22 protein-coding genes and 1 pseudogene are annotated in these 24,165 nt (G+C 73.0%); 13 read left to right on the top strand and 10 right to left on the bottom strand.

Annotated elements, in window-relative coordinates; genetic code table 11:
- Positions 1-97 precede the first annotated feature (97 nt).
- Positions 98-1,093 carry a TAXI family TRAP transporter solute-binding subunit gene (locus tag IE94_RS0116160; RefSeq protein ID WP_030184346.1) on the top strand — a complete coding sequence of 332 codons (996 nt, stop codon included), beginning with the start codon at positions 98-100 and terminating at the stop codon, positions 1,091-1,093.
- On the opposite strand, the gene IE94_RS0116155 is transcribed toward IE94_RS0116160, so the two are convergent.
- The gene (locus IE94_RS0116155) at positions 1,072-2,523 is read right to left on the bottom strand and encodes a HAMP domain-containing sensor histidine kinase (RefSeq protein ID WP_030184344.1); all 1,452 of its coding nucleotides are present in this window, start codon (positions 2,521-2,523) and stop codon (positions 1,072-1,074) included. The genes IE94_RS0116160 and IE94_RS0116155 overlap by 22 nt on opposite strands.
- A 9-nt stretch (positions 2,524-2,532) precedes the next feature.
- Positions 2,533-3,219, bottom strand: a complete 687-nt coding sequence (locus IE94_RS0116150; RefSeq protein WP_030184343.1) for a response regulator transcription factor — start codon at positions 3,217-3,219, stop codon at positions 2,533-2,535.
- A gap of 299 nt (positions 3,220-3,518) precedes the next feature.
- Here IE94_RS0116150 and IE94_RS0116145 point away from each other — a divergent pair, with 299 nt between their 5' ends.
- The 8 genes from IE94_RS0116145 to IE94_RS0116115 all read left to right on the top strand — a co-directional run bounded on the left by IE94_RS0116145 (position 3,519) and on the right by IE94_RS0116115 (position 9,969).
- Positions 3,519-4,295, top strand: a complete 777-nt coding sequence (locus IE94_RS0116145) for an amino acid ABC transporter ATP-binding protein (protein WP_030184341.1) — start codon at positions 3,519-3,521, stop codon at positions 4,293-4,295.
- Between the two features lie 125 nt (positions 4,296-4,420).
- The gene (locus tag IE94_RS0116140; protein ID WP_030184340.1) at positions 4,421-5,257 is read left to right on the top strand and encodes a glutamate ABC transporter substrate-binding protein; all 837 of its coding nucleotides are present in this window, start codon (positions 4,421-4,423) and stop codon (positions 5,255-5,257) included.
- 84 nt (positions 5,258-5,341) lie between these two features.
- Positions 5,342-6,010 carry an amino acid ABC transporter permease gene (locus IE94_RS0116135; protein WP_030184337.1) on the top strand — a complete coding sequence of 223 codons (669 nt, stop codon included), beginning with the start codon at positions 5,342-5,344 and terminating at the stop codon, positions 6,008-6,010.
- On the top strand, positions 6,007-6,894 hold the full coding sequence (locus IE94_RS0116130; protein ID WP_030184334.1) for an amino acid ABC transporter permease: 888 nt from the start codon (positions 6,007-6,009) through the stop codon (positions 6,892-6,894). The genes IE94_RS0116135 and IE94_RS0116130 overlap by 4 nt, the downstream gene beginning before the upstream one ends.
- A 196-nt stretch (positions 6,895-7,090) precedes the next feature.
- Positions 7,091-8,713 (top strand): FAD-dependent monooxygenase, encoded by a 1,623-nt coding sequence (locus IE94_RS0116125; protein ID WP_030184332.1) that lies wholly within the window; start codon positions 7,091-7,093, stop codon positions 8,711-8,713.
- A gap of 29 nt (positions 8,714-8,742) precedes the next feature.
- On the top strand, positions 8,743-8,937 hold the full coding sequence (locus tag IE94_RS41840; protein WP_425337969.1) for a putative leader peptide: 195 nt from the start codon (positions 8,743-8,745) through the stop codon (positions 8,935-8,937).
- A gap of 82 nt (positions 8,938-9,019) precedes the next feature.
- Positions 9,020-9,571: a cupin domain-containing protein gene (locus IE94_RS0116120; RefSeq protein ID WP_030184331.1), complete on the top strand. Its 552-nt coding sequence runs from the start codon at positions 9,020-9,022 to the stop codon at positions 9,569-9,571.
- Complete coding sequence (locus IE94_RS0116115) at positions 9,568-9,969, top strand: rhodanese-like domain-containing protein (RefSeq protein ID WP_030184329.1); 402 nt, start codon at positions 9,568-9,570, stop codon at positions 9,967-9,969. Before IE94_RS0116120 ends, IE94_RS0116115 begins: the two co-directional genes overlap by 4 nt.
- A 308-nt stretch (positions 9,970-10,277) precedes the next feature.
- Here the strand turns inward: IE94_RS0116115 and recX are convergent, their stop codons facing one another.
- Positions 10,278-11,072 carry a recombination regulator RecX gene (gene recX, locus IE94_RS0116110; protein ID WP_030184328.1) on the bottom strand — a complete coding sequence of 265 codons (795 nt, stop codon included), beginning with the start codon at positions 11,070-11,072 and terminating at the stop codon, positions 10,278-10,280.
- Positions 11,073-11,075: 3 nt separating this feature from the next.
- A complete protein-coding gene (gene recA, locus IE94_RS0116105) occupies positions 11,076-12,200 on the bottom strand; it encodes a recombinase RecA (protein ID WP_030184325.1) in 1,125 nt (374 codons plus the stop codon).
- A gap of 288 nt (positions 12,201-12,488) precedes the next feature.
- Here recA and IE94_RS39255 point away from each other — a divergent pair.
- A pseudogene (locus IE94_RS39255) lies at positions 12,489-12,569 on the top strand (DUF2191 domain-containing protein); the annotation flags it as partial.
- A 63-nt stretch (positions 12,570-12,632) separates the two neighbouring features.
- Here IE94_RS39255 and IE94_RS0116095 read toward each other — a convergent pair.
- Positions 12,633-13,919: an AI-2E family transporter gene (locus IE94_RS0116095; protein WP_209441070.1), complete on the bottom strand. Its 1,287-nt coding sequence runs from the start codon at positions 13,917-13,919 to the stop codon at positions 12,633-12,635.
- A gap of 60 nt (positions 13,920-13,979) precedes the next feature.
- Positions 13,980-14,174, bottom strand: a complete 195-nt coding sequence (locus IE94_RS0116090) for a DUF3046 domain-containing protein (RefSeq protein ID WP_030184320.1) — start codon at positions 14,172-14,174, stop codon at positions 13,980-13,982.
- Positions 14,175-14,255: 81 nt separating this feature from the next.
- Between IE94_RS0116090 and IE94_RS0116085 the strand changes: the two genes are divergently transcribed.
- Entirely contained in the window at positions 14,256-15,224 is a 969-nt protein-coding gene (locus IE94_RS0116085) for a hypothetical protein (protein ID WP_030184316.1), read from the top strand.
- A gap of 44 nt (positions 15,225-15,268) precedes the next feature.
- Here IE94_RS0116085 and IE94_RS0116080 read toward each other — a convergent pair whose 3' ends face one another.
- The 3 genes from IE94_RS0116080 to IE94_RS0116070 are packed head-to-tail and all read right to left on the bottom strand — an operon-like array spanning position 15,269 to position 17,207.
- Positions 15,269-15,577 carry an AzlD domain-containing protein gene (locus IE94_RS0116080; RefSeq protein ID WP_030184314.1) on the bottom strand — a complete coding sequence of 103 codons (309 nt, stop codon included), beginning with the start codon at positions 15,575-15,577 and terminating at the stop codon, positions 15,269-15,271.
- Positions 15,574-16,344, bottom strand: a complete 771-nt coding sequence (locus tag IE94_RS0116075; RefSeq protein ID WP_030184312.1) for an AzlC family ABC transporter permease — start codon at positions 16,342-16,344, stop codon at positions 15,574-15,576. The genes IE94_RS0116080 and IE94_RS0116075 overlap by 4 nt, the downstream gene beginning before the upstream one ends.
- Positions 16,341-17,207 carry an AraC family transcriptional regulator gene (locus IE94_RS0116070; RefSeq protein ID WP_030184309.1) on the bottom strand — a complete coding sequence of 289 codons (867 nt, stop codon included), beginning with the start codon at positions 17,205-17,207 and terminating at the stop codon, positions 16,341-16,343. Before IE94_RS0116070 ends, IE94_RS0116075 begins: the two co-directional genes overlap by 4 nt.
- Before the next feature lie 436 nt (positions 17,208-17,643).
- Between IE94_RS0116070 and IE94_RS0116065 the strand changes: the two genes are divergently transcribed.
- Positions 17,644-22,734 (top strand): ATP-dependent helicase, encoded by a 5,091-nt coding sequence (locus tag IE94_RS0116065; protein WP_030184306.1) that lies wholly within the window; start codon positions 17,644-17,646, stop codon positions 22,732-22,734.
- A gap of 18 nt (positions 22,735-22,752) precedes the next feature.
- Positions 22,753-23,583 carry a DNA-formamidopyrimidine glycosylase family protein gene (locus IE94_RS0116060; RefSeq protein WP_030184304.1) on the top strand — a complete coding sequence of 277 codons (831 nt, stop codon included), beginning with the start codon at positions 22,753-22,755 and terminating at the stop codon, positions 23,581-23,583.
- Between the two features lie 29 nt (positions 23,584-23,612).
- Here IE94_RS0116060 and IE94_RS0116055 read toward each other — a convergent pair whose 3' ends face one another.
- Positions 23,613-24,101 (bottom strand): SRPBCC family protein, encoded by a 489-nt coding sequence (locus IE94_RS0116055; protein ID WP_030184302.1) that lies wholly within the window; start codon positions 24,099-24,101, stop codon positions 23,613-23,615.
- Positions 24,102-24,165: the final 64 nt, after the last annotated feature.

Below are 24,165 nucleotides of genomic sequence, written 5' to 3'. Positions count from 1 at the left end.
CGCTGGGCAGGACCGACGCCGGGCAGGCACGTGCCGTGCTGCCGCCGTGTGAGCCCGGCCCTGGTCAGTGCGGGGGCCGCCTGGCAGGATCGCCCCCATGTCCACGCTGCTCTCCCGTATCGGCAGGCGCCGTGCCGTCCAGGGCGCGGTCGGCGGTGCCGTCGTGCTCGGGCTGCTGCTGTGGTGGCTGCTGCCGCTGGGCGAGAAGCCGCCGGGCGGCACGATCACGTTCAGCACGGGCACCCGCGCGGGCGTCTACCAGAAGTACGGCGAGCTGCTGCGCACCGAGCTGCGCAAGGACATGCCGGACCTGGACGTGCGGCTGATGACCAGTGCGGGCTCGCAGGAGAACGTCGAGCGGGTGGCGTCCGGGAAGGCCGACTTCACCATCGCCGCCGCCGACGCGGTCGAGACGTACAAACTGGCCGGCCGGCCCGGTGCCGAGGAACTGCGCGGGGTCACCCGGCTGTACGACGACTACGTGCAGCTCGTCGTACCGGTCGACTCCGACATCCAGTCGGTGGCCGACCTGCGCGGCAAGCGGGTGGCCATCGGGCTGCCCAACTCGGGGGTGCGGCTGATAGCCACCCGGCTGCTGAAGGCGGTGGGCATCGACCCGGAGACGGACATCACGCCCCGGGCGGACGGGATCGACACCGGCCCCGGGCGCCTCGGCGACGAGCTGGACGCGTTCTTCTGGTCCGGCGGCGTACCGACGGACGGCCTGAGGGAGCTTGCGGAGAGCTCCGCCTTCCGGTTCGTACCGATCGGCGACGACCTGGTCACCAAGCTGCACAAGTCGGGCGGCGCGACCCGCTACTACCGCACCACCAACATGCCGGAGTCGGCCTACCCCACCGTCCAGAACGGCGCGGTGGTGCCGACGATGGCGGTGTCCAACCTGCTGATCACCCGCGCGGACGTCGATCCGCGCCTCACCGAGTGGCTGACCCGGACCGTGCTCGACAGCCGCGACGGGATCGGCGCGCACGTGCACTCCGCGCAACTGGTGGACCTGCGTACGGCGATCTACACCGACCCGCTGGAGCTGCACGAGGGCGCCCGGCGCTACTACCGGTCGGTCAAGCCGTAGGGCCGTTCCCGCCGCGGCTCCGTGAGCGCCTTACCGGTCCTGGGCACGGTGACGGTGACCTCCAGGCCGTGCGGCTCGTGGCGGCCGAAGGAGATCGAGCCGTCGCCCGCCTCCAGCAGGGCGCGACAGATGGACAGGCCCAGGCCGGAGCCCTTGACGTTCTGGTGCCGGCCGCTGCGCCAGAAACGGTCGCCCACGCGCACGAGCTCCTCGTCGGTGAGTCCGGGACCGTTGTCGGTGACGACGACGGTGGCAGCCTCCCCCGTGGAGGAGACGGCGACCCGGACGGTCTCGTCGCGCGGCGTGAACTTCACCGCGTTGTCGATGACCGCGTCCAGGGCGCTCGACAGGCTCACCGGGTCGGCCCAGCCGGTGGTCGGCGGGCAGTCGCCGACCAGCCGTACGCCCTTGGCCCCGGCCGTCGGTGCCCAGGCCGCCACCCGCTCGGCGGCCAGCGCCCCGATGTCGGTGACCTTCAGGTCGGCCTGGCTGTGCTCGGCGAGCGCCAGGTCGAGCAGGTCGTCCAGGACCCGGGCGAGGCGTTTGCCCTCGGTCTGGACGGAGGCGATCTCCTCGTTGCCCTCGGGCAGCTCCAGGGCGAGCAGCTCGATGCGCAGCAGGAGCGCGGCGAGCGGATTGCGCAGCTGGTGCGAGGCGTCGGCGACGAAGGCCCGCTGCTGTTCCAGCACGTCCTCCACGTGATCGGCCATCTCGTTGAACGACCGGGCCAGGCGTCTGAGCTCCGGCGGCCCCCCGGACGGCGCGACCCGCGACTTGAGCCGCCCGGTGGCGATGTCGTGGGTGGTGGCGTCGAGCACCCGCACCGGCCTGAGCACCCACCCGGTCAGCCGCAGTGCGGCACCGACGGCGAGCAGCATCGCGGCGACCTCCCCGGCGCCGATGACCAGCCAGCCGCGCAGGATCCCCGAGCGCATCGAGTCGGTCGGCGACTCGGTGACGACGACCGCGACCACGTCGCCGTCCCGGATGACCGGCGAGGCCACCACGAGCGTGCCGTCCTGCCAGGGCCACACCTGCTGGGGGTCGTGGCTGCGGCGGCTGAGCAGCGCCTCGTCGAAGGACTCGCGGACCTCGCCGGTCTGCGGCAGGAACCACGTCGTGGGCGCGTTGGCCATCGGGATGTGGTTGCGGTAGAAGACGCCCGCCTTGATGCCGTAGACCTCGTAGTAGCTGGTCAGCTCGGTCTGCAGGGTCGCCAGGCGCTCGTCCGTGTCGGTCTGGCGCGAGCCGCCCGTCCCGTCCTCGGTGACGAACTGGGCGAGCGCGGCGAAGCGTGCCGTGTCGTCTATGCGGTCGATGACGACCTTCTGCTGCTCCGCGCGGGCGACGCTGACGCCGAGGGGCACGCCGAGCGCGAGCAGTACGGCCGCCATCAGGACGATGAGCAGCGGGAGCAGGCGTGTGCTCACCCGGCCCCGCTAGGCGGTGGGGGCGACGAGGCGGTAGCCGACGCCGCGGACGGTCTCGATCAGCGCGGGCATGTGCAGCTTCGAGCGCAGGGAGGCGACGTGCACCTCCAGGGTGCGCCCGGTCCCCTCCCAGCTGGTGCGCCACACCTCGCTGATGATCTGCTCGCGGCGAAAGACCACACCTGGGCGCTGGGCGAGCAGGGCGAGCAGATCGAACTCCTTGCGGGTGAGTTGGACGACCGAACCGTCCACGCTCACCTGACGTGTCGGCAGCTCGATGCGCACGCCGCCGAGGCGGACGACGGTCTCGGTGCTCCCGGTGGCCTCCTCGTGCAGGGTGCGCCGGCTGACGGCGTGGATCCGGGCGAGCAGTTCCCCGGTGTCGTACGGCTTGACCACGTAGTCGTCGGCGCCGAGGTTGAGGCCGTGGATGCGGGAGCGCACGTCGGAGCGTGCGGTGACCATGATGACCGGGGTGCTGGTGCGCTTGCGGATCTTGCCGCAGACCTCGTAGCCGTCCTGGTCGGGCAGGCCCAGGTCGAGCAGGACGACGCCGAAGCCGTCGACCTCGGGGACGAGCGCCTGGAGCGCCTCCTCGCCGCTGCGCGCGTGGGTGACCTCGAAGCCGTGCCGTTTCAGGATCGCGGACAGGGCGGCGGCCACGTGGTTGTCGTCCTCGACGAGCAGCAGTCTCATCCGGGCTCCCTTCGGTTCATCGGCCGTACGCTCGGGGCGGGTAGGAATCGGGGCGGTGCGGGGACGCGCACGCGCGCGCGTCCAGTGCAGTGACGCCGATGGAGGGGGGCGGCGTCAAGAGGCTTCCGGTCGCGGCCGCTCGAAGTTATCCGGCCGAGACGCGCCCAGCTCACCAGTGCTACGACTCGTGTCCGATTGCTATCGGATCGTGATGCTCAGATCTCGCTCAGATGTAGAGACGCCACGTGTCCCGGGTCACTACTGTCCTGCGAAACCCAGGAGGACGGAGCCCGAGAGCGATGACCGAAGTATCGGTGGCCAAGGAAAACAAGGCTGCGACCGGCGAACTGGTCGTCCTGAAGAGCGTCAACAAGCACTTCGGCGCGTTGCACGTACTCCAGGACATCGACCTGACGATCCACCGCGGCGAGGTCGTCGTGGTCATCGGGCCCTCGGGGTCCGGTAAGTCCACCCTGTGCCGCACCATCAACCGTCTGGAGACCATCGACGACGGTTCGATCACGATCGACGGCAAGCCGCTGCCCGCCGAGGGCAAGGAGCTGGCCCGGCTGCGGGCCGACGTCGGCATGGTCTTCCAGTCGTTCAACCTCTTCGCGCACAAGACGGTGATCGAGAACGTGACCCTCGGCCAGGTCAAGGTCCGCAAGGCCGACGCCAAGAAGGCCGAGGAGAAGGCCCGCGCCCTGCTCGACCGGGTCGGTGTGGGCGCCCAGGCGGACAAGTACCCCGCGCAGCTCTCCGGCGGTCAGCAGCAGCGCGTCGCCATCGCGCGTGCGCTGGCCATGGACCCGAAGGTCATGCTCTTCGACGAGCCGACGTCGGCCCTCGACCCCGAGATGATCAACGAGGTCCTCGAGGTCATGAAGCAGCTCGCCGAGGACGGGATGACCATGATCGTGGTCACGCACGAGATGGGCTTCGCCCGCTCTGCGGCCAACCGCGTCGTGTTCATGGCGGACGGCCGGATCGTCGAAGAGGCCACGCCGGACCAGTTCTTCAGCAATCCGCGCAGCGACCGTGCCAAGGACTTCCTGTCGAAGATCCTGCACCACTGATTTCCCGGGGCGGCTCCGACGTCCCGCGTCGCCCGTCGCGGCGGCCCGTCGCCGACGGCCGCGTCCGATCGCCTGATCCTCTGATCGTCCGATCGCAGCTCGATCACAGCCAAAGGATGTTCACCATGAAGCTTCGCAAGGTCTCCGCCGCCTCGGCCGCCGTGCTCGCCCTCGCCCTGGCCGCCACCGCGTGTGGCGGCGACGACAAGGACAGCGGCTCGTCCGGTGGTGACAGCAAGAAGGTCACCATCGGCATCAAGTTCGACCAGCCCGGCCTCGGCCAGAAGACCCCGGACGGCTACGCGGGCTTCGACGTGGACGTCGCCACGTACGTCGCCAAGAAGCTCGGCTACACCGAGGACCAGATCGAGTGGAAGGAGTCGAAGAGCGCCGACCGCGAGACCATGCTGCAGCGCGGTGACGTCGACTTCATCGCCGCCACGTACTCGATCACGCCCGAGCGCTCGGAGAAGGTCGACTTCGCCGGCCCGTACCTGCTGGCCCACCAGGACGTGCTGCTGCGCGCCGACGACGACAAGATCAAGTCGCCGGAGGACCTGAACAACGCGAAGCTCTGCTCGGTCACCGGCTCGACCTCGGCGCAGAACATCAAGGACAAGCTGGCCCCCAAGGCCCAGCTGCAGCCGTACCCGACGTACTCGGCCTGCCTGCCCGGCCTGCAGAACGGTGCCATCGACGCGCTGACCACGGACGACTCGATCCTCGCCGGTTACGCCTCGCAGGCGCAGTTCAAGGGCAAGTTCAAGCTCGGCGGCTTCAAGCTGACGAACGAGAACTACGGCATCGGCGTCAAGAAGGGCAGCGACCTCAAGAACAAGATCAACGACGCGCTGGAGGCCATGGTCGCCGACGGTGCCTGGGACAAGGCCGTCAAGGACAACTTCGGCCCGGCCAACTACAAGAACGAGCCGGCGCCGAAGATCGGCGACATCAAGAGCTGAGGCCGGGCCTGACGAGGTGCGCCGCCCCACGGCAGGGGCGGCGCACCGGGGCGGGCATCCCTACACGCGGAAGCGCGGGAGATCGTGTTCGACTTTCTTCAGGATTACGACCTGGCGGGTGCCGTCTGGACGACAGTGCAGCTCGCTGTGCTCTCGGCCGTCGGCTCCCTGATCTGGGGCACCCTACTGGCGGCCATGCGGGTCGGCCCGGTGCCGTTGATGCGCGGTTTCGGAACCGCGTACGTGAACATCGTCCGGAACATCCCGCTGACCGTGATCATCCTGTTCGCGTCGCTGGGTCTGAACCAGACGTTGGGAGTCACCCTCGGCGGAGGCAATGACTTCGAGACGATCAACTTCCGGCTCGCCGTCCTGGGCCTGATCCTCTACACGTCGTCGTTCGTGTGCGAGGCGCTGCGCTCCGGCATCAACACGGTGCCGGTCGGCCAGGCGGAGGCGGCCCGGGCCCTGGGCCTGAGCTTCGGCCAGGTGCTCCGCCTGGTGGTGCTGCCGCAGGCGTTCCGCTCGTCCGTCGTTCCGCTGGCGAACGTGCTGATCGCGCTGATCAAGAACACCACGGTCGCCGCCGCCATCGGTGTGGCGGAGACGGCGCTGCTGATGAAGGAAATGATCGAGAACGAGGCTCAGCTGCTGCTCATCTCCGCGGTCATCGCTCTCGTGTTCGTGGTGTTGACGCTGCCGACCGGCCTGATCCTCGGCTGGGTGGGCAAGAAGGTGGCGGTGAAGCGATGAGCTCGATCCTCTACGACGCGCAGGGCCCCCGCGCCAAGCGTCGCAACGTCATCTTCACGGTCGTCTTCGTGGTCGTCCTCGCCGCCCTGCTGTGGTGGGTGTTCAGCACCCTCGACGAGAAGGGCCAGCTGGAGTGGGCGCTGTGGAAGCCCTTCTTCACCGGCACCGAGGCGTGGTCGACCTACATCTGGCCGGGTCTGCAGAACACCCTGAAGGCCGCGGTCCTCGCGGTGGTCATCGCCCTGCCGCTCGGCGCGGCCCTGGGCATCGCCCGGCTCTCCGACCACCGGTGGGTCCGGGTACCGGCCGCGGTCGTGGTCGAGTTCTTCCGGTCCATCCCCGTGCTGGTCCTGATGATCTTCGGTCTCGCGCTGTTCGCGGAGTACACGAACGTCAGCTCGGACGACCGCCCGCTTTACGCCGTCGTCACCGGCCTGGTGCTGTACAACGCCTCCGTCCTCGCCGAGATCGTCCGGTCCGGCATCCTCGCCCTCCCCAAGGGACAGGCCGAGGGCGCGATGGCGATCGGGCTGCGCAAGGGCCAGGTCATGCGGCTGATCCTGCTGCCGCAGGCGGTCACGGCGATGCTGCCGGCCATCGTCAGCCAGCTCGTCGTGATCCTCAAGGACACCGCGCTCGGCGGCGCCATCCTCACCTTCCCCGAACTGCTCGCGTCGGCCAACACGATGAGCGGCTACTACGGCGCCAACGTGATCGCCAGCTACACCGTGGTCGCCGTGATCTACATCGCGCTCAACTTCGCCCTCACGAGCTTCGCGAGCTGGCTGGAGCGCCGGCTGCGGCGGGGGAAGAAGTCGACGGGCGCGGTGCTCAGCGCGGACGACGTCGAGACCGCCGACGCCGGGGCCGTCGGCAAGCTCTAGCACATCTGACACTCGGTCATCTCGTATGACCGACAGCTGGTCGACGACGGAGGCCGTGGCATGATCGCCACGGCCTCCGTCGCTTGACGCAAGCAGCGGCAATAGGTTGCATACGTTCTGTGACCGTGCACCCTGCTCCAATGTCCTGTTCACCCACGTCCCCCGGGACACCGCCACGGGCAGGGGGCGCCGCACCGTGGACCCGGTGATCATCACCGGAGCGGGGCCCGTCGGGCTCACGCTCGCCCTGGCGCTGGCGCGGCAGGAGGTGCCCTGCGTCGTCCTCGACGAGGGGCCGGGCAAGGACGAACCCCGCCCGGCGCGCACCGTCGTCCTGCGCGAGGAGGCCGTCGCGCTCGTCGAGCGGCTGACCGGCACGCCGCTGACCGGGCTCGGCTCGCGTTGGGCCGGATGGCGGTCGATGCGGCGCAAGCAGGTGACACGCGAGGTCGTGTTCGGCGACACCGACCCGACGCCCCTGCACCTCGCCCAGCACGAGCTGACCGGGGTCCTGCGCACGGCGCTCGCCCGTGAGCGGCTCGTCAGGATCGCCGTGGACAGCCGGCTCGACGGCATCGAGCAGGAGAGGTCCGGCGTCACGGCCCACACCCGGGGCCCGGCCGGCACCTGGTGGCGGGGCAGTTACCTGGTCGGCTGCGACGGGCCCCGCTCCACCGTCCGCAAGCTCCAGGACATCCGCTTCCCCGGCCGTACGGCGGTGGAACGATACGCCGTCGCCGCCCTGCGCACGGAACTCCCGTGGACCGACGAGGCGGTGCTCCACCGCCTGCCCCCGTGGCGGACAACCGGGCCGTCGGCCGGCGAGGTGGTCGGCCGCCCGCTGCCGGACGGCGTGTGGCGCCTGGACTGGCTGCTGCCGCCGGGCAAGGACCTGGTCACACCCGAACTCCTCGTGAACCGGGTCCGCGAGACCCTCGCCGGATGGTCCGAAGGCTCGACGCCGGCGTACGAACTCCTCGACACCGGCGTCCACACGGTCCACCACCGCCTCGCCCGGCGCTGGCGGGTGGGCCGCGTGCTGCTCGCCGGGGACGCGGCGCACCTGCTGGGGGCGCTGGGCACGCAGGGCCTCGAAGAGGGGCTGCTCGACGCCGACAACCTCGCCTGGAAACTGGCCCTGGCCTGGCATTACGGGCCGCGCGAGGCACTGCTGGACAGCTACCAGGAGGAGCGGCGGGCGGCGATCTCCGCGCGCCTGCGAGCCGCCGACCAACTGCTCCCGATGCTGCGCGGCGGCGGCGGACTGCGCTCCTACGTCCCCGGCGCCGCCCGCGGCAACGACGCGCTGCTGGCGGACGGTCACCTCGGGCGCGGGGCACTGGGAGCGCCGGGGACGTACGCCGGCTCGCCCCTCGCGCCCCGGGGCCTCGCCGGTGAGGTGGCCGTGGACACACCGCCCGGCACGCCCGTGACCGATGTGCGGGTCACGGCGGAGGACGGCACCTTCGTGCGGCTGCGCGACCGGCTGGGGCGCGGGGCACTGCTGGTGGTGCTGATCGCGCCGGGTACCGGGGTGTGGGCGCGCAAGCACTGGGTGACGGCCGGGATCATGCCCAGGCTGGCGGCCGCGGTGACGGCGCTGCCCCACCGTGCCGAGTTGCTGGTCACCGAGAGCTATCCCGGTGCCGCGGCGCACACGGTGCTGCTGGTGCGGCCCGACGGCCACCTGGTCACGGCGCTGAACGGGGTACGGCCGGCCGATCTCTACGCGGCCGCGGAGAGCGCGCTGGGCGGGGCGGCGGCCGGGGCGGCGACGGAGGCCGAGGAGGGGGCGGAGGCGGCGGCCGGGTCGCGTTGAGCGGGGCGCCCGCCGCCCGGTCGACCGCGGTGGGTCCCGTGCCTGCTGTCTCCTGTCCTCGGTCCCCGGTGGGCGGGCACTGTCCGCATGGTGACGCAGAGTTGACCGGTCGGCACCGTCATGGTCTACTCCGGATCGTGACCGACACCTGTGTGCGCCTGTGGCGGAGGGTCCATATGGATCTCGTCCGCTATGCGGGCTGCGTGTGTCGTCCGTCCTGCTGAATTCGCCTTCCCTCTTCTTCGCGCGCGCCGTCGCTCGCACGTGCCGCCGCGCGCTCCCCAGCGAACTCCCAGGACGGTACCCATGTCCCTCTCCTCCCTTCCCCCCGCCACCGGCACCTCGGCCGCCACGGCCGCCACGGCCGCGCCGACACAGGCCGAACTCCTCGACTTCGTACGGCGTGCGGCTGCCGACGCCGAACTGGTCGCCTCCCTGCCGCTCGACCCCGAGGGCCGCACCTGGGTGCGGCTGGCCGGGCCGGGCGGCAGCGAGGCCTGGTTGATCGGCTGGCCGCCCGGCACGGGCACCGGCTGGCACGACCACGCCGACTCCGTGGGCGCCTTCGTCACGGCCGCGGGCGTGCTCAGGGAGAACGCCCTCGCCGCCCGACTGCCCACCGACGGCTGGAAGACCCTCGAACTCAGCGACGGTGTGGACCGGGAACGCCGGCTGAGTGTCGGCAAGGGACGCGCCTTCGGCCGGCACCACGTGCACGAGGTCCTCAACGAGTCGACCGACCGCCACGCGGTGTCCGTGCACGCCTACTACCCGCCGCTGCCGCAGATCCGCCGCTACAGCCGCAGCGGACAGACCCTGCGCCTGGAGCAGGTCGAGCGCCCGCAGGACTGGCAGTGAGCGGGCCCACGGGCATCGACGCCCTGCTGGAGCGCGTACGCGCCGGATACCGGCGGACCGCACCGCAGGAGGCGTACGACGCCGCCGAGGCCGGCACGGCGCTGCTGGTCGACATCCGGTACGCCGCTCTGCGCGAGCGGGACGGTGTGATTCCCGGCGCCCTGGTGATCGAGCGCAACGAACTGGAATGGCGGCTGGACCCGCAGGGCAGCCATCGCGTCCCGGAGGCGACGGACCACGACGTGCGGGTGGTCGTGGTGTGCGACGAGGGTTACGCCTCCAGTCTGGCGGCGGAGTCCCTGCACCGTCTGGGTCTGCGCCGGGCCACCGATCTGATCGGCGGCTTCCAGGCCTGGCGCGCGGCGGGCCTGCCCGTGGCCGCCGATCGGTCTCGGTAGTCGGCGGGCGGCACGGGGGTGCCGGTATCCGCGCGGGTCCGCCGACCGCCGGTCTTTCGACCCGACGGGACACCCGCGCGGTGGCCGCGGCTCGTGCGGCCAGGCGCGGCCGCCGGTCTTCTGACCCGACGGGACACGCCCGCGGTGGCCGCGGCTCGTGCGGCCAGGACGGCGCGGGCGGGACCGCCGTGCGCAGGGCCCTCAGCCTTCCGGGAACGCGGGATAACCGGTCATCCCGCGCGGCCCTCGCGGCCCTCCCCCGCCCGACTGCCGGGCCGCTCCCCGAGTGCCCCGGGTCGGACCCCGGCTCAGAACCCCTCGTCGCCGAGACCCTCCGTGTCCTCGCCCTCCTCCTCCAACGCCTGGCGGACCACCCGCAGGGCCAGGCCCTCGGGATAGCCTTTGCGGGCCAGCATGCCCGCGAGGCGGCGCAGCCTCTTGTCGCGGTCCAGGCCCCGGGTGGCGCGCAGCTTGCGGGCGACCAGCTCGCGCGCGGTCTCCTCCTCCTGCCCGGTGTCCAGCTGGGAGACCGCCGCGTCGATGAGTGTGGCGTCGACGCCCTTGGTGCGCAGCTCTCTGGCGAGAGCGCGCCTGGCCAGCCCGCGACCGTGGTGCCGTGACTCCACCCAGGCCTCGGCGAAGGCACCGTCGTTGATCAGGCCGACCTCCTCGAACCTGGACAGCACCTCTTCCGCGGCCTCGTCCGGGATCTCCCGCTTGCGCAGGGCGTCGGCCAGTTGCCTGCGGGTGCGCGGGGTCCCGGTGAGCAGGCGCAGGCAGATCGCCCGTGCCTGCTCGACCGGGTCCCGCGGAGGCTCCCCCTTCTCGGCCCTCGACGAGGAAGTGACGCCTCCGTCCTCGGCGGACGGCCCCGCACGCTCGCGCCGACGGCGTCCGCGCGGACCGCCCCCTCCGCGGCCCCGCCCACCGCCGTGGCGCGCCTCGCCGTCACCGCGGCACACCTCGCCGTCATCGGCGGGATCCACGGAGGGATCCACGGCGCGGGGGCCCGTCTCGTACGGGGCCGCAGCCGCCCCGTACGCGCCGTCGCCCGGCCCGGCGGGGCCGCTCGTGTACTCGGCCCAGTCGGTTCGTCGGGTCACGGGTCAGCTCTTGGCTGCCGCGGCCTTGGATTTGGTGGCCTTGGCGGTCGTGGGCGCGGGCACCGCCGGTGCGGCGTCGGCCGTGGCGGCGGAGGCGGCGTCCGCGCCGGGCTCGGTCGCCGGCTCCTCGGGACGCACGCCGACGCCCAGCTTCTCCTTGATCTTCTTCTCGATCTCGTTGGCCAGGTCGGGGTTGTCCTTCAGGAAGTTGCGCGCGTTCTCCTTGCCCTGGCCGAGCTGGTCGCCCTCGTACGTGTACCAGGCACCGGCCTTGCGGACGAAGCCGTGCTCCACGCCCATGTCGATCAGACCGCCCTCGCGGCTGATGCCCTGGCCGTAGAGGATGTCGAACTCGGCCTGCTTGAAGGGCGGCGCGACCTTGTTCTTGACGACCTTGCAGCGGGTGCGGTTGCCGACCGCCTCCGTGCCGTCCTTCAGCGTCTCGATGCGGCGGATGTCGATGCGCACGGAGGCGTAGAACTTCAGCGCCCGGCCTCCGGTCGTGGTCTCCGGGGAGCCGAACATCACGCCGATCTTCTCGCGGAGCTGGTTGATGAAGATCGCGGTGGTCTTGGACTGGTTGAGCGCGCTGGTGATCTTCCGCAGGGCCTGGCTCATCAGCCGGGCCTGCAGACCGACGTGGCTGTCGCCCATCTCGCCCTCGATCTCCGCGCGCGGGACGAGCGCGGCGACGGAGTCGATGACGATGAGGTCGAGGGCGCCGGAGCGGACCAGCATGTCCACGATCTCCAGGGCCTGCTCGCCGTTGTCCGGCTGGGAGAGGATCAGGTTGTCGATGTCGACGCCGAGCTTCTTGGCGTACTCGGGGTCGAGGGCGTGCTCGGCGTCCACGAACGCGACCTGGCCGCCGGCCTTCTGGGCGTTCGCCACCGCGTGCAGGGTCAGGGTCGTCTTGCCGGAGGACTCGGGGCCGTAGACCTCCACGACACGGCCACGCGGGAGGCCACCGACGCCGAGGGCCACGTCGAGCGCGGTCGACCCGGTCGGGATGACCTCGATGGGTTCGTTCGGCCGCTCGCCCATGCGCATGACCGCGCCCTTGCCGAACTGCCGTTCAATCTGTGCGAGCGCGGCGTCCAGGGCCTTCTCGCGGTCGGTTCCTGCCATGGGTTCCACCCGGTTTGCTTGATTCGATCGCTTCACGTCAAAGACGCTAATGCCTGCCACTGACAATGGGCCCGGATGCGGGTCCGGCCTGTGGATAACTCGGGTGCATCTCCCCCCGAACCCACTCGAATCACCCGTCACGAGCCCCGCCGGAGCCTCCATAAGAATGGATGTTCGATTTTCGTGTCAAGCGCACCACGCGGCCCTTCCGAGCGTACGTCCGCGGGCCGGCGAGCCAGGTGGTCGGATGCGGGTGCAGCACCGGGAACGGGGACGAGAGGGGACACCGTGGCCAAGGTCGGCATCAGTCTCGACGCCGAACTGCTGGTGGAAGTGATGGTGCCGGCCGGTGTCGGCTCGCCCCAGGAGCCGCAGGGCTGATCCCGCTCCGGCTCTCGCTCCCGCCGGAGTACAGGGCGGGCGTGCCGCCTCTCAGGAGGAGGAGTCGCCGTCCCCGGTGCTCTCCGGGCCCTCCGGCCCCGGGCGTCCCCGTTCCGGGCGCCGGGTCCACAGGTTGCGCAGCCGCGTGGACGTACCGGACACCGCCCGGCGGTCGCGGCGCCCCTGGACACGCGGATCGTCCGTGACGTCGTAGCGCTTGACGTACGCCCCGAGGAACGCCTGCAGCGTCGCGACCGCCGGAATGGCGATCAGCGCGCCGACGGCGCCCAGCAGGGCGGTGCCCGCGATGACGGAACCGAAGGCGACCGCGGGGTGGATGTCCACGGTCTTGGACGTCAGCTTGGGCTGCAGCACGTAGTTCTCGAACTGTTGGTAGATCACCACGAAGACCAGCACCCACAGCGCGTACCAGGGATTGACGGTGAACGCGATCAGCATGGGCAGGGCGCCCGCGAGATAGGTGCCGATGGTGGGGATGAACTGGGACACCAGACCCACCCACACGGCGAGCGCGGGCGCGTAGGGCACCTCCAGGATCTCCAGCAGGATGTAGTGCGCGATGCCGGAGATCAGCGCCATCAGGCCGCGTGAGTACAGGTAGCCGCCGGTCTTGTCCACGGCGATCTCCCACGCGCGCAGGACCTCGGCCTGGCGGGCGGGCGGCAGGACGGAGCAGAGTCCGCGCCGCAGCCGGGGGCCGTCGGCGGCGAAGTAGAACGAGAACAGCACGATCGTCAGCAGCCGGAAGAGACCGCCGAGGACCTGCGCCGACACGTCGAGGACGCCCGTCGCGCTGTTCTGGACGTAGTTGCGCAGCCAGTCGGAGCGGAGCAGGCCCTCCTGGATGTCGACCCGCCGCAGTTCGGTGTGGAAGTGGCCGTTGATCCAGTTGATGACGGAGTCGAGGTAGTCCGGGAAGTCCTCGACCATCTTGACGATCTGCCCGGCGAGCATCGAGCCGAGCAGGGTGACGAACCCCGCGGCGGCGATCAGCACGGCGAGGAAGACGAGGAAGGTGGCGAACCCCCGGCGCATCCCACGCCCGGCCATCCAGCTCACCGCGGGCTCGATGGCCAGGGCCAGGAAGAAGGCGATGAGGATGTTGATCAGCAGCCCGGTGAGCTGGTGGAAGGCCCAGCTGCCCAGCTGGAAGGCGGCGATGAGCGCGAGGGCCAGCACCATCGCGCGCGGCAGCCAGCGCGGCATGCGGGCGCCCGGTCCGGCGGCGGCCCGGTCGGCCGGGGGGCCGGAGGGCGGCGTGGTGCCGGCCTGGGATGGGTGCCGGGCGGCCTGCCCGGTCTCGTCAGTGGATGCCACGGAGCAAGTCTCGCCCACTCCACCGGCGGAGGAGCCCCGTCCGGAGATCTTCGTGAACCGTCACCGCTGTTCCCGAGGCACGCTCATGACGGTGCACACCACCCGCCACACGTCCTTGGCGTCCCATCCGGCGTCCAGCGCCTCGTGCACCGTACGCCCGCCCAGCTCCGTCATCACGTGATCGCGCGCGAAGGTGTCGGCATACCCCGGACCGAAGTGATCCGTCATCCGCTCCCAGAAGACCGTCAACCGCATGCCTCCAGTATCCCGCCCCTGAGAGTGGGCCCTGAGCCGGGACCGCCTGCCGGAACCGCTTTTCGGCCTACGGTCTGAGCCATGGCCGAAACCGGAGCGTCCCCCCTCCCCGCGATCCCACCGCCCGCCGCCGACCGCGCCCGGGACTCGCGTTCACCGCTCGCGCGCGCGGAGCGCTTCGTCTGGCTCACCGCGCGCGTACTGGAGCAGCGGCTGTTCGCGTACCACTTCCGCGGCGGGAACCCCGACCCGGTGGAGGCCGCTCTGGAGGCCTACCGCAACGAGGACGGCGGGTACGGCCACGCGTTGGACCCCGATCTGCGCGGCCCGGTCAGCCAGCCCCTGCACACCGCGTGCGCGCTGCGCGTCCTGGACGCCGTCGGCCGCTGCGGCGGGCAGCGGGCCGAGCGGGTCTGCCGCTATCTGACCTCCGTGTCCACGCCCGACGGTGCCCTGCCGGTGACCCGTGCGAGCCGGGACGGGTACCCGGCCGCGCCCTTCGTGCCGGTCGACGCGGATCCTCCCGGTGCGCTGCTCGTCACCGGTCCGGTGGTGGGTCTGCTGCACCGCAACGAGGTCTGGCACGCCTGGCTGTTCAGGGCCACGGACTTCTGCTGGCAGGCAGCCGAGTCGCTGGTGTCCCCGCACCCGTACGAGATCGAGGCCGCCGTGGCCTTCCTGGACGGCGCTCCGGACCGTACGCGCGCGCGGGCCGCGGCCGACCGGCTGGGTCGGCTGGTGCACGAGCGGCGCCTCGCCGTGCTGGACCCGGCCGGTCTCGACACGTATCCGGTCCCTCCCGGCCATGCCCCGGGCGAGTACCACTTCCCGCACGACTACGCGCGCGATCCCCGTTCGCTCGCGCGCGCGTGGTTCACGGACGAGGAGATGACCCGTTCGCTCGACTTCCTCGCCGCCGAGCAGGAGGAAGACGGCGGCTGGCCGGTGCGCCGGCGCCGTTGGGCACCCGTCCCGGCGCTGGAGGTCCGCGCCCGCGTGACGCTCCACGCCCTGCGCACCCTCCGGGCGTACGGCCGTCCCCTCGCCTGACCGCCGGTCGGCCGGGTGGCCGGTCGGCCGGGTGGCCCGCCGCCTCAGCCGCCCATGGCCCGTACGCCCGCGGTGACCACCACGGCCGCCGCGACGACGAGCAGGAACGGGGCGCGCAGCAGCAGCGCGACGGCGGCCGCGGCGACTCCGGCGGCCCGCGCGTCCAGCACGAGTTCCCGTCCGTCGGCGAAGGTCTGCTGGGCGGTGAGCGCCGCGAGGAGGGCGACGGGCAGCAGCGCGGCGAGCCGCCGGACCAGGGGCCGTTCCAGGGCGCCCGCGGGCACCAGCAGCCCGAGGAGCTTGACCGCGTAGCAGCCCACCGCGGTCACGCCGATCGCGATCCACACGGTCATCGCTCGTTCTCCCCCTCGGCCGCCCCACGGCCCGCAGCGGCCTCGGCACCGCCCGCGCGGCGTCCGCGCGCCCACAGGACGAGCGGCGCCGCCAGCGCGGCCACCAGGACGGGCACGCCCGCGGGCAGTACGGGCAGCAGGCCGAGCCCCAGGAGGACGGCCAGGGCGGCGACCGCGCGTTCGGTGGTGTTCTTCAGCATCGGCGCCAGCAGCGCGAGGAAGACCGCCGGACCGGCCGCGTCGAGGCCCCAGGCGTCGGTGTCCCCGATGGCCTCCGCGCCCAGCGCGCCGAGGAGGGTGGTGAGGTTCCACAGGACGTACAGGGTGAGGCCGGTGACGGTGAACCCGATCCGGACACCGCGCCGCGTGGGCTGGGTGAGCGCCACGGCCGTCGTCTCGTCGATGACCCACTGCGCGGCGAACGGCCGCACCGCGCGCGGGAGGGCCAGCAACTGCGACAGGCGCAGCCCGTAGAAGGCGTTGCGCACGCCCAGGAAGAAGGCACCGGCCGCCGCGGTGAGCGGATTGCCTCCGGCCGCGAGGGCGCCGACGAGCGCGAACTGCGACGCCCCGGTGAACACCAGGAGGCTGAGGGCACAGGTCTGGGCCAGGCCGAGTCCGCTGCCGGCCGAGGTCACCCCGAAGGCGAACCCGGACAGTCCGACGGCGACTCCGACACCGAGGGCGTCCCGTACGACGGCGGCGTCCGGTTTGGCGCCGGCGACCCCCGTGCCGGGAGCGTCGGGAAGGGCTGTCTGTTCTGTCACGCCTCGAACGGTAGGAGCAGCCCCGGCCGCGCGTCTTGTACGTTCTTGCGCTCGCGCTGGTAGGCACCGGGCGGCACGCCGACGATCCGCGCGAAGTGCCGGTTGAGGTGCGGCTGGTCGGTGAACCCGACGGCGACGGCGGCCTCGGCCGGGGAGGTCCCCGTGTCCAGCAGCCGCCGCGCCCGGCGCACCCGGGCGTCCGTCAGCCAGGTGTGGGGCGGCATGCCGTAGGCGTCCCGGAAGGCCCGCAGCAGCGCGAACGGACTGCTCCCGAGCTCCCCGGCGAGCCGCTCCAGGCTCGGCGGGTCGGCCATCCGCTCCTCCAGCACCGCACGCGCGCGTGCCGCCGTCCTGGCCCCGGCCGTACGCACCTGGCGCCGGGGCAGCGGTCCGCCGTTCAGTCGCAGCAGCCGGGTCACGGCCACCCGCAGCAGGGTGTCGGCGGCCAGCGCGTTCCCTTCGTCGGCGGCCCGCAGCACGCGGTGCACCAGCTCGACGGTGTACGGGTCGTCGAGCACCGGCCGGACGAACCCCGGTGTCCCGCGCAGCGTCGTCGTCTCCGCCGCGATCCCGGCCACCAGCTCGGGCGCCGGGTAGACGGCCCCGTACCGCCAGCCCTCCGGCACCCCGGCCCGCCCCGTGTGCGGGGTGTCCGGGTTGACCAGGGCGAGCGAGCCGGCTCCGGCGTACTGGTCGCTGCCGCCGTGGTGGAAGACCTCCACACCGTCGGCGATGGCGGCGATGACGAAGTGCTCGTGGGTGTGGCGCACGAAGGTCTTCCGTATGTACTGGGCGCGGAGCAGGTCGACGTCGGGCAGCTCGTCGTACCGCCAGTGCCGCGCCCGCTCGCCCGATCCCGCCATGCCCCCATTCTCCGCCACCCTCGCCGCGCCTCACCGCGTCCCCGGTGCCAGCCCGGATCGGGCGTCCGGCGGGCGGGCGCGGCCGGCCCACGCGCATACGGCACTCGGGGCCCGCCGCCCGCGCCCGTGGGGAGTGCGGAGGCACGAGGGGGCGCAGGAGGCAGACCCCGCGCCCCGGGCCCGGGCAGCCGGATCAGCCCTCGGCGGCAACCCGGACGGCTCTCCGACCAGTCCGGCCTCCGCTTTCCCGCTCCGCGCCCGGTTCGAACCCCCGCAGGCGCCGGGGCCCGCACGGGCGTCCCCGACGTCCGGCCGGTCGGACGCCCGGCGCCGACGAGGGGCCGCCCGTACGCCCGGCTCGGGCCGGCTCGGGCCGGCTCGGGCCGGCTCGGGCCGGCTCGGGCCGATTGTCAGTGGTCGGGTGCACGATGGATCCATGGTCAGCTCCGCACACCGAGCCCTGGACGGCTTCTCACCCGCGACCCGCGGCTGGTTCACGGGGGCCTTCTCCGTGCCCACCTCCGCCCAGGCGGGCGCGTGGCAGGCCATCTCCCAGGGTTCGGACGTGCTGGTGGTCGCCCCCACCGGGTCGGGCAAGACGCTGGCCGCCTTCCTCGCCGCGCTGGACCAGCTGACCTCGACGCCCCCGCCCGCCGACCCCAAGAAGCGCTGCCGCGTCCTGTACGTCTCCCCGCTCAAGGCCCTGGCTGTCGACGTCGAGCGCAACCTCCGCAGCCCCCTGACCGGCATCCGCCAGGAGTCCGTGCGCCTCGGCCTGCCCGAGCCCGAGGTCAAGGTCGGCATCCGCTCCGGCGACACCCCGGCCGCCGAGCGCCGCGCCCTGTCCACACGGCCGCCGGACATCCTGATCACCACCCCGGAGTCGCTGTTCCTGATGCTGACGTCGGCCACGCGCGACGCGCTGACCGGCATCGAGACGGTGATCCTGGACGAGGTGCACGCGGTCGCCGGCACCAAGCGCGGCGCCCATCTCGCGCTCACCCTGGAGCGGCTGGACGAGCTGCTGCCGAAGCCGGCCCGCCGCATCGGTCTGTCCGCGACGGTGCGCCCGGTGGACGAGGTCGCCCGCTTCCTCGCCCCGCGCGGCCGGGTCGAGATCGTCCAGCCCAAGTCGGGCAAGGAGTTCGACCTGTCCGTCGTCGTCCCGGTCGAGGACCTCGGCGAGCTGGGCGGCTCCCCGGTCGCGGACGGCAACGAGGGCGCGGAGCGCCCGTCGATCTGGCCGCACGTCGAGGAGCGGATCACCGACCTGGTCCAGTCGCACCGCTCCACGATCGTCTTCGCCAACTCCCGGCGGCTGGCCGAGCGCCTGTGCAACCGGCTCAACGAGATCGCGTACGAGCGGGCCACCGGCGAGCCCCTGGACGAGCACCACTCCCCCGCCGACCTGATGGGCGGCTCGGGCGCCGCCCATGGCGCCCCGCCCGTGATCGCCCGCGCCCACCACGGCTCGGTCTCCAAGGAGCAGCGCGCCCTCGTGGAGGAGGACCTCAAGGCGGGCCGGCTGCCCGCCGTCGTCACGACCTCCAGCCTGGAGCTGGGCATCGACATGGGCGCCGTCGACCTGGTGGTCCAGGTCGAGTCGCCGCCCTCCGTGGCCTCCGGACTCCAGCGCGTCGGCCGCGCGGGGCACCAGGTCGGCGCGGTCTCCACCGGCGTGGTCTTCCCGAAGTACCGCGGCGACCTGGTGCAGTCGGCCGTCGTCACCGAGCGCATGCGCAGCGGCGCCATCGAAGCCCTGAGGATCCCCGCCAACCCGCTGGACGTGCTGGCTCAGCAGCTGGTGGCGATGACCGCGCTGGACACCTGGCAGGTCGACGACCTCCTCGCCACCGTCCGCCGCGCCGCGCCCTTCGCCTCGCTCCCCGAGTCGGCCTTCACCGCCGTCCTGGACATGCTCGCCGGCCGCTATCCCTCCGACGCCTTCGCCGAGCTGCGCCCGCGCGTGGTGTGGGACCGGATCGCCGGCACGGTCACCGGCCGCCCGGGGGCCCAGCGGCTCGCCGTGACGTCCGGGGGCACGATCCCCGACCGCGGGCTCTTCGGGGTGTTTTTGGCCGGCGCCGACCCGAAGAAGGGCGGCGGCCGGGTCGGCGAGCTGGACGAGGAGATGGTGTACGAGTCCCGCGTGGGCGACGTCTTCACGCTGGGCACCAGCTCCTGGCGGATCGAGGACATCACGCGCGACCGGGTCCTGGTCTCCCCGGCGCCGGGCGTGCCGGGCAGGCTGCCGTTCTGGAAGGGCGACCAGCTGGGCCGCCCCCTGGAGCTGGGCCGCGCGCTGGGCGCGTTCCTGCGGGAGGTCGGCGCCCTGTCCAAGGAGGACGCCCGGCTGCGCCTGGTCACCGCGGGTCTGGACGCCTGGGCCGCGGACAACGTGCTGTCGTACCTCGACGAGCAGCGCGAGGCCTGCGGTCACGTCCCCGACGACCGCACCATCGTCGTCGAGCGCTTCCGGGACGAGCTGGGCGACTGGCGGGTCGTGGTCCACTCCCCCTTCGGCGCCCAGGTCCACGCCCCCTGGGCCCTCGCCCTGGGCGCCCGGCTGACCGAGCGGTACGGCATGGACGCCCAGGTCATGCATGCCGACGACGGCATCGTGCTGCGCCTGCCCGACGCCGACCTCATGGGCCTGGACTTCCTCGACCAGGACCCCGCGAAGCCGGGCCTCGAGTACGACGCGGAGAAGGCTCCCGTCGGCGCGGCCGACGTCGTCTTCGACAAGGGCGAGGTCGACCGGGTCGTCACCGACCAGGTCGGCGGCTCGGCGCTGTTCGCGTCCCGCTTCCGCGAGTGCGCCGCCCGCGCGCTGCTGCTGCCGCGCCGCAGCCCGGGCAAGCGCACCCCGCTGTGGCAGCAGCGCCAGCGCGCCGCGCAGCTGCTGGAGGTGGCCAGCGAGTACGGCTCGTTCCCGATCGTCCTGGAAGCCGTCCGCGAGTGCCTCCAGGACGTCTTCGACGTACCCGGCCTGGTCGAGCTGATGGGCGACCTGGAGGCCCGCAAGGTCCGCCTGGTCGAGGTCACCACCCCCGAGCCGTCCCCCTTCGCCCGCTCCCTGCTCTTCGGCTATGTCGCCCAGTTCCTCTACGAGGGCGACTCACCGCTCGCCGAGCGCCGGGCCGCCGCCCTGTCCCTGGACTCGCGGCTGCTGGCGGAGCTGCTCGGCCAGGCCGAGCTGCGCGAACTGCTCGACGCGGAGGTCCTCACCGAGCTGGAGCGCGAGCTGCAGTGGCTCACCGAGGACCGCCGCATCAAGGACGCCGAGGGCGTCGCCGACCTCCTGCGGGTGCTCGGCCCGCTGACGGACGCGGAGCTGGCCGAGCGGGGCGCCGAGCCGCAGTGGGCACTCGAGCTGGCCGCGGCCCGCCGCGCGATCAGGGTGCGGATCGCCGGTGCCGACCACTGGGCGGCGATCGAGGACGCGGGCCGACTGCGCGACGCGCTGGGCACGGCACTGCCCGTCGGGGTGCCGGAGGCCTTCACCGAGCCGGTCAAGGACCCGCTCGGCGACCTCCTCGCCCGCCACGCCCGCACCCACGGCCCCTTCACCTCGGTCACCGCGGCGGCCCGCTTCGGTCTGGGCGTGGCGGTCACCGAGGGCGCCCTGCAACGGCTCGCGGGGGCGGGGCGGGTCGTGCAGGGCGAGTTCCATCCGGCCGGCATCGGCCAGGAGTGGTGCGACGCGACCGTCCTGCGCAGGCTGCGCCGCCGTTCCCTGGCCGCGCTGCGGCACGAGCTGGAGCCGGTGGCTCCGGCCGCGCTCGGTCAGTTCCTCCCCCAGTGGCAGCACATCGGCAAGGGTCACACGCTGCGGGGCGTCGACGGGCTGGTGCGCGCCGTCGAGCAGTTGCAGGGCGCCTCCGTGCCCGCCTCCGCCCTGGAGAAGCTGGTCCTTCCCTCCCGCGTGGCCAACTACTCCCCCGCCATGCTGGACGAGCTGACGGCCGCCGGCGAGGTGGTGTGGGCCGGAGCGGGTTCGCTGCCCGGCAAGGACGGCTGGGTCTCCCTCTACCTCGCGGACGCGGCCCCGCTGCTTCTGCCGCCGCCGCATCCCCTGGAGACGACCGCCCTGCACGAGTCCGTCCTGACCGCTCTCTCGGGCGGGTACGGCCTGTTCTTCCGCCAGATCGCCGACCAGGTCCGCGCCACCACCCACCCGGAGGCCACCGATCCGCAGCTGGCCGACGCCCTGTGGGACCTGGCCTGGTCCGGACGGCTGACGAACGACACGCTCGCGCCCCTGCGCTCCCTGCTGGGCTCCGGGCGCACCGCGGGCTCCACGGCCCACCGTGCCAAGCGCGCGGTGCCCCGCGGCCGGTACGGCTCGCTGACGGCCGCCGCCCGCCCGGCGTCCCGCACCGGTCCGCCGACGGTGGCGGGCCGCTGGTCGCTGCTCCCGGCCCGCGAGGCCGACGGCACGGTGCGGGCCCACGCCCTGGCCCGCTCGCTCCTCGACCGGCACGGCGTGGTGACCCGCGGCGCCGTCGCCGCGGAGGGCGTCGAGGGCGGCTTCTCGGCGGTGTACCGGATCCTGGCCGCGTTCGAGGAGAGCGGCCAGGCCCGGCGCGGGTACGTGGTGGAGGGGCTCGGGGCGGCGCAGTTCGCCATGGAGGGTGCCGTGGACCGGCTGCGCGCGGTGGCCAACGCCCGCGAGCGCGGCGACGGCCCGGCCGGACCGGAGGAGTTCACCCGCGACGGCTCCGTGAACCGGCCCGCGCCCGACGCCTCCGCCGAAGCGGCCGGCGACTTCCCCCACCGTCCCCTCGGCCCGCTCGGCCCCCTGGACCCCTTCGGCGACACCGCGTCCAGCGGCGCAGGAGGCCCCGACGCCGCCCCGGACCCCTTCGCCGACTTCGCCCCGGGCGACCAAGGAGGCGGCCGGGGAGGTCCGGGATCCCAGGGACACCCGGGAGGCCCGGCACCCTTCGACGACGTCTTCGCCGACCCCGACCACCTGGGCCGTTCGCCCTCCCGGGGGGACTACATCTCGCCTCGCGACTACGCCGAGCCGGGCGCCGGGGGCCCGCGCGGGAGCGGCGCGCACGAGGGCTTCCAGGGCCGGCGCGGCCTGTACGACGCCGGATCCCCCGGCCTTCGCGGCCGTGGCGCCACCGGTCCGCGGGCCGTCGTCCTGGCCGCCGCCGACCCGGCGAACGCGTACGGTGCGGCCCTCGGCTGGCCCGAGCCGCCCACCGGTGCGACGCACAAGCCCGGCCGCAAGGCGGGCTCCCTGGTGGTGCTCGTCGAGGGCGAACCGGCGCTCTACATGGAGCGCGGCGGCAAGACCCTCCTGCTGTGGCCCTCCGACCCCGACCGGCCGCCCACGGAGGACCCGCGTCTGCGGGCCGCCGCCGAGGCCCTCGCGGAGGCGGCCCGCGCCGGTTCCCTCGGCACGGTCACGGTGGAGCGCGTCAACGGCACGGCGGCCCTGACCTCTCCCTTCGGCCCTCTCCTGGAGGGAGCCGGCTTCATCGCCACCCCGCGCGGCCTGCGCATCAGGGCGTGACCCTGTCACCCTTGAGCCATGCCCGAAGGAGACACGGTCTGGCAGGCAGCGCGACGGCTGCACGACGCCCTCGCGGGCAAGGTGCTGACCCGGAGCGACTTCCGCGTCCCCCGGTACGCCACCGTCGACCTCACCGGCCGCACCGTCCTGGACGTCACCCCGCGCGGCAAGCACCTGCTCACCCGGGTCGAGGGCGGCCTGACGGTCCACTCGCACCTGCGCATGGACGGCTCCTGGAAGGTGTTCGCGCCCGGTCAGCGCTGGAGCGGCGGCCCCGCGCACCAGATCCGGGTGGTCCTCGGCACCGCCGACCGCACCGCCGTCGGCTACCGTCTCCCGGTGCTGGACATCCTGCGCACCGCCGACGAGCAGCGTGCCGTCGGGCATCTCGGCCCCGACCTGCTCGGGCCCGACTGGGACCCGGCGCGGGCCCTGGACAACCTGTGCGCGGACCCGGCCCGCCCGCTCGGCGAGGCCCTGCTGGACCAGCGCAATCTCGCCGGTATCGGCAACGTCTACAAGAGCGAGCTGTGCTTCCTGCTCGGCGTCACGCCCTGGCTGCCGGTCGGCGAGCTGCCCGCCGATCGGGCCGCGCTGCTGCCCACGCTCGCGAAGAAGCTCCTGGAGACCAACCGAGACCGCCCGGTCCGCCGCACCACGGGCCTGCGCGGCCAGGACCTGTTCGTGTACGGCCGGGCACCCCGTCCCTGCCTGCGCTGCGGCACCTCGGTCCGGGTGGCCGACCAGGGCGACGGCTCCCGCGAGCGCCCGACCTACTGGTGCCCGGCCTGCCAGCGCGGCCCGTCACCGCGTCCGAGCCGCGGCGCGGGGGCCCGCACAAGGCGCTGAGGAAGCCGCCGGGGAAGTCGCGGGGCGGTTCAGCCGGCGGTGAGCAGGGCGTCCATCTGACCGGCCGCCTCGCGCAGGCCGTCGTCCATGCCCATCGTCATGAGCTGGTCCATCTGCTCCCTGGTGTCGAAGACCGCCCGCATCTCCATCCGGGTGCCGCCCGCGCTCTCGGTGAGCGTGACCCGGTTCGCGGTCGTCGGCATCGCGGCGTTCGGCACCCCGTCCTCGTCGGCGAACCCGTCGGTGAACTCCAGCGACCTCGGGGCGTCGACCGTGGCGACCCGCCACCAGCCGCGGTACTTCTCGCCCTCCGGGCCGGTCATGAAGTACGTGACGTCCCCGCCCGGGGTCAGGTCGTGCTCCTCCACCGTCGCCGGGTAGGCCGGCGGTCCCCACCAGCGCTCCAGTCGCCGGGGATCGGACCACAGCTGCCACACCCGTTCGGCGGGGGCCGCGAAGTCGGCGACCAGGGTGAGGGTCAGGTTGTCCAGGTCCTTGTCCAGGCTGGTGACACTCATCGGCTCTGTCCTTCCGTGGGTCGGGGCGTTCCGGGTGCGGCTTCCTGTCCCTGGGCGAGCAGGT

The sequence above is a fragment of the Streptomyces violaceorubidus genome (genome assembly GCF_000717995.1).
GTDB classification, from domain to species: domain Bacteria; phylum Actinomycetota; class Actinomycetes; order Streptomycetales; family Streptomycetaceae; genus Streptomyces; species Streptomyces violaceorubidus.
Note: the sequence above shows the minus strand (reverse complement) of the source record. Positions and strands in the feature narration are given on the sequence as shown.

Bases quoted from the DNA above. Each gene is read 5' to 3' on its own strand.
- IE94_RS0116160 (WP_030184346.1), top strand. From the start codon at position 98: ATGTCCACGCTGCTCTCCCGTATCGGCAGGCGCCGTGCCGTCCAGGGC.
- IE94_RS0116150 (WP_030184343.1), bottom strand. From the start codon at position 3,219: ATGAGACTGCTGCTCGTCGAGGACGACAACCACGTGGCCGCCGCCCTG.
- IE94_RS0116145 (WP_030184341.1), top strand. From the start codon at position 3,519: ATGACCGAAGTATCGGTGGCCAAGGAAAACAAGGCTGCGACCGGCGAA.
- IE94_RS0116140 (WP_030184340.1), top strand. From the start codon at position 4,421: ATGAAGCTTCGCAAGGTCTCCGCCGCCTCGGCCGCCGTGCTCGCCCTC.
- IE94_RS0116130 (WP_030184334.1), top strand. From the start codon at position 6,007: ATGAGCTCGATCCTCTACGACGCGCAGGGCCCCCGCGCCAAGCGTCGC.
- IE94_RS0116120 (WP_030184331.1), top strand. From the start codon at position 9,020: ATGTCCCTCTCCTCCCTTCCCCCCGCCACCGGCACCTCGGCCGCCACG.
- recA (WP_030184325.1), bottom strand. From the start codon at position 12,200: ATGGCAGGAACCGACCGCGAGAAGGCCCTGGACGCCGCGCTCGCACAG.
- IE94_RS0116090 (WP_030184320.1), bottom strand. From the start codon at position 14,174: ATGCGGTTGACGGTCTTCTGGGAGCGGATGACGGATCACTTCGGTCCG.
- IE94_RS0116085 (WP_030184316.1), top strand. From the start codon at position 14,256: ATGGCCGAAACCGGAGCGTCCCCCCTCCCCGCGATCCCACCGCCCGCC.
- IE94_RS0116080 (WP_030184314.1), bottom strand. From the start codon at position 15,577: ATGACCGTGTGGATCGCGATCGGCGTGACCGCGGTGGGCTGCTACGCG.
- IE94_RS0116070 (WP_030184309.1), bottom strand. From the start codon at position 17,207: ATGGCGGGATCGGGCGAGCGGGCGCGGCACTGGCGGTACGACGAGCTG.
- IE94_RS0116065 (WP_030184306.1), top strand. From the start codon at position 17,644: ATGGTCAGCTCCGCACACCGAGCCCTGGACGGCTTCTCACCCGCGACC.
- IE94_RS0116060 (WP_030184304.1), top strand. From the start codon at position 22,753: ATGCCCGAAGGAGACACGGTCTGGCAGGCAGCGCGACGGCTGCACGAC.
- IE94_RS0116055 (WP_030184302.1), bottom strand. From the start codon at position 24,101: ATGAGTGTCACCAGCCTGGACAAGGACCTGGACAACCTGACCCTCACC.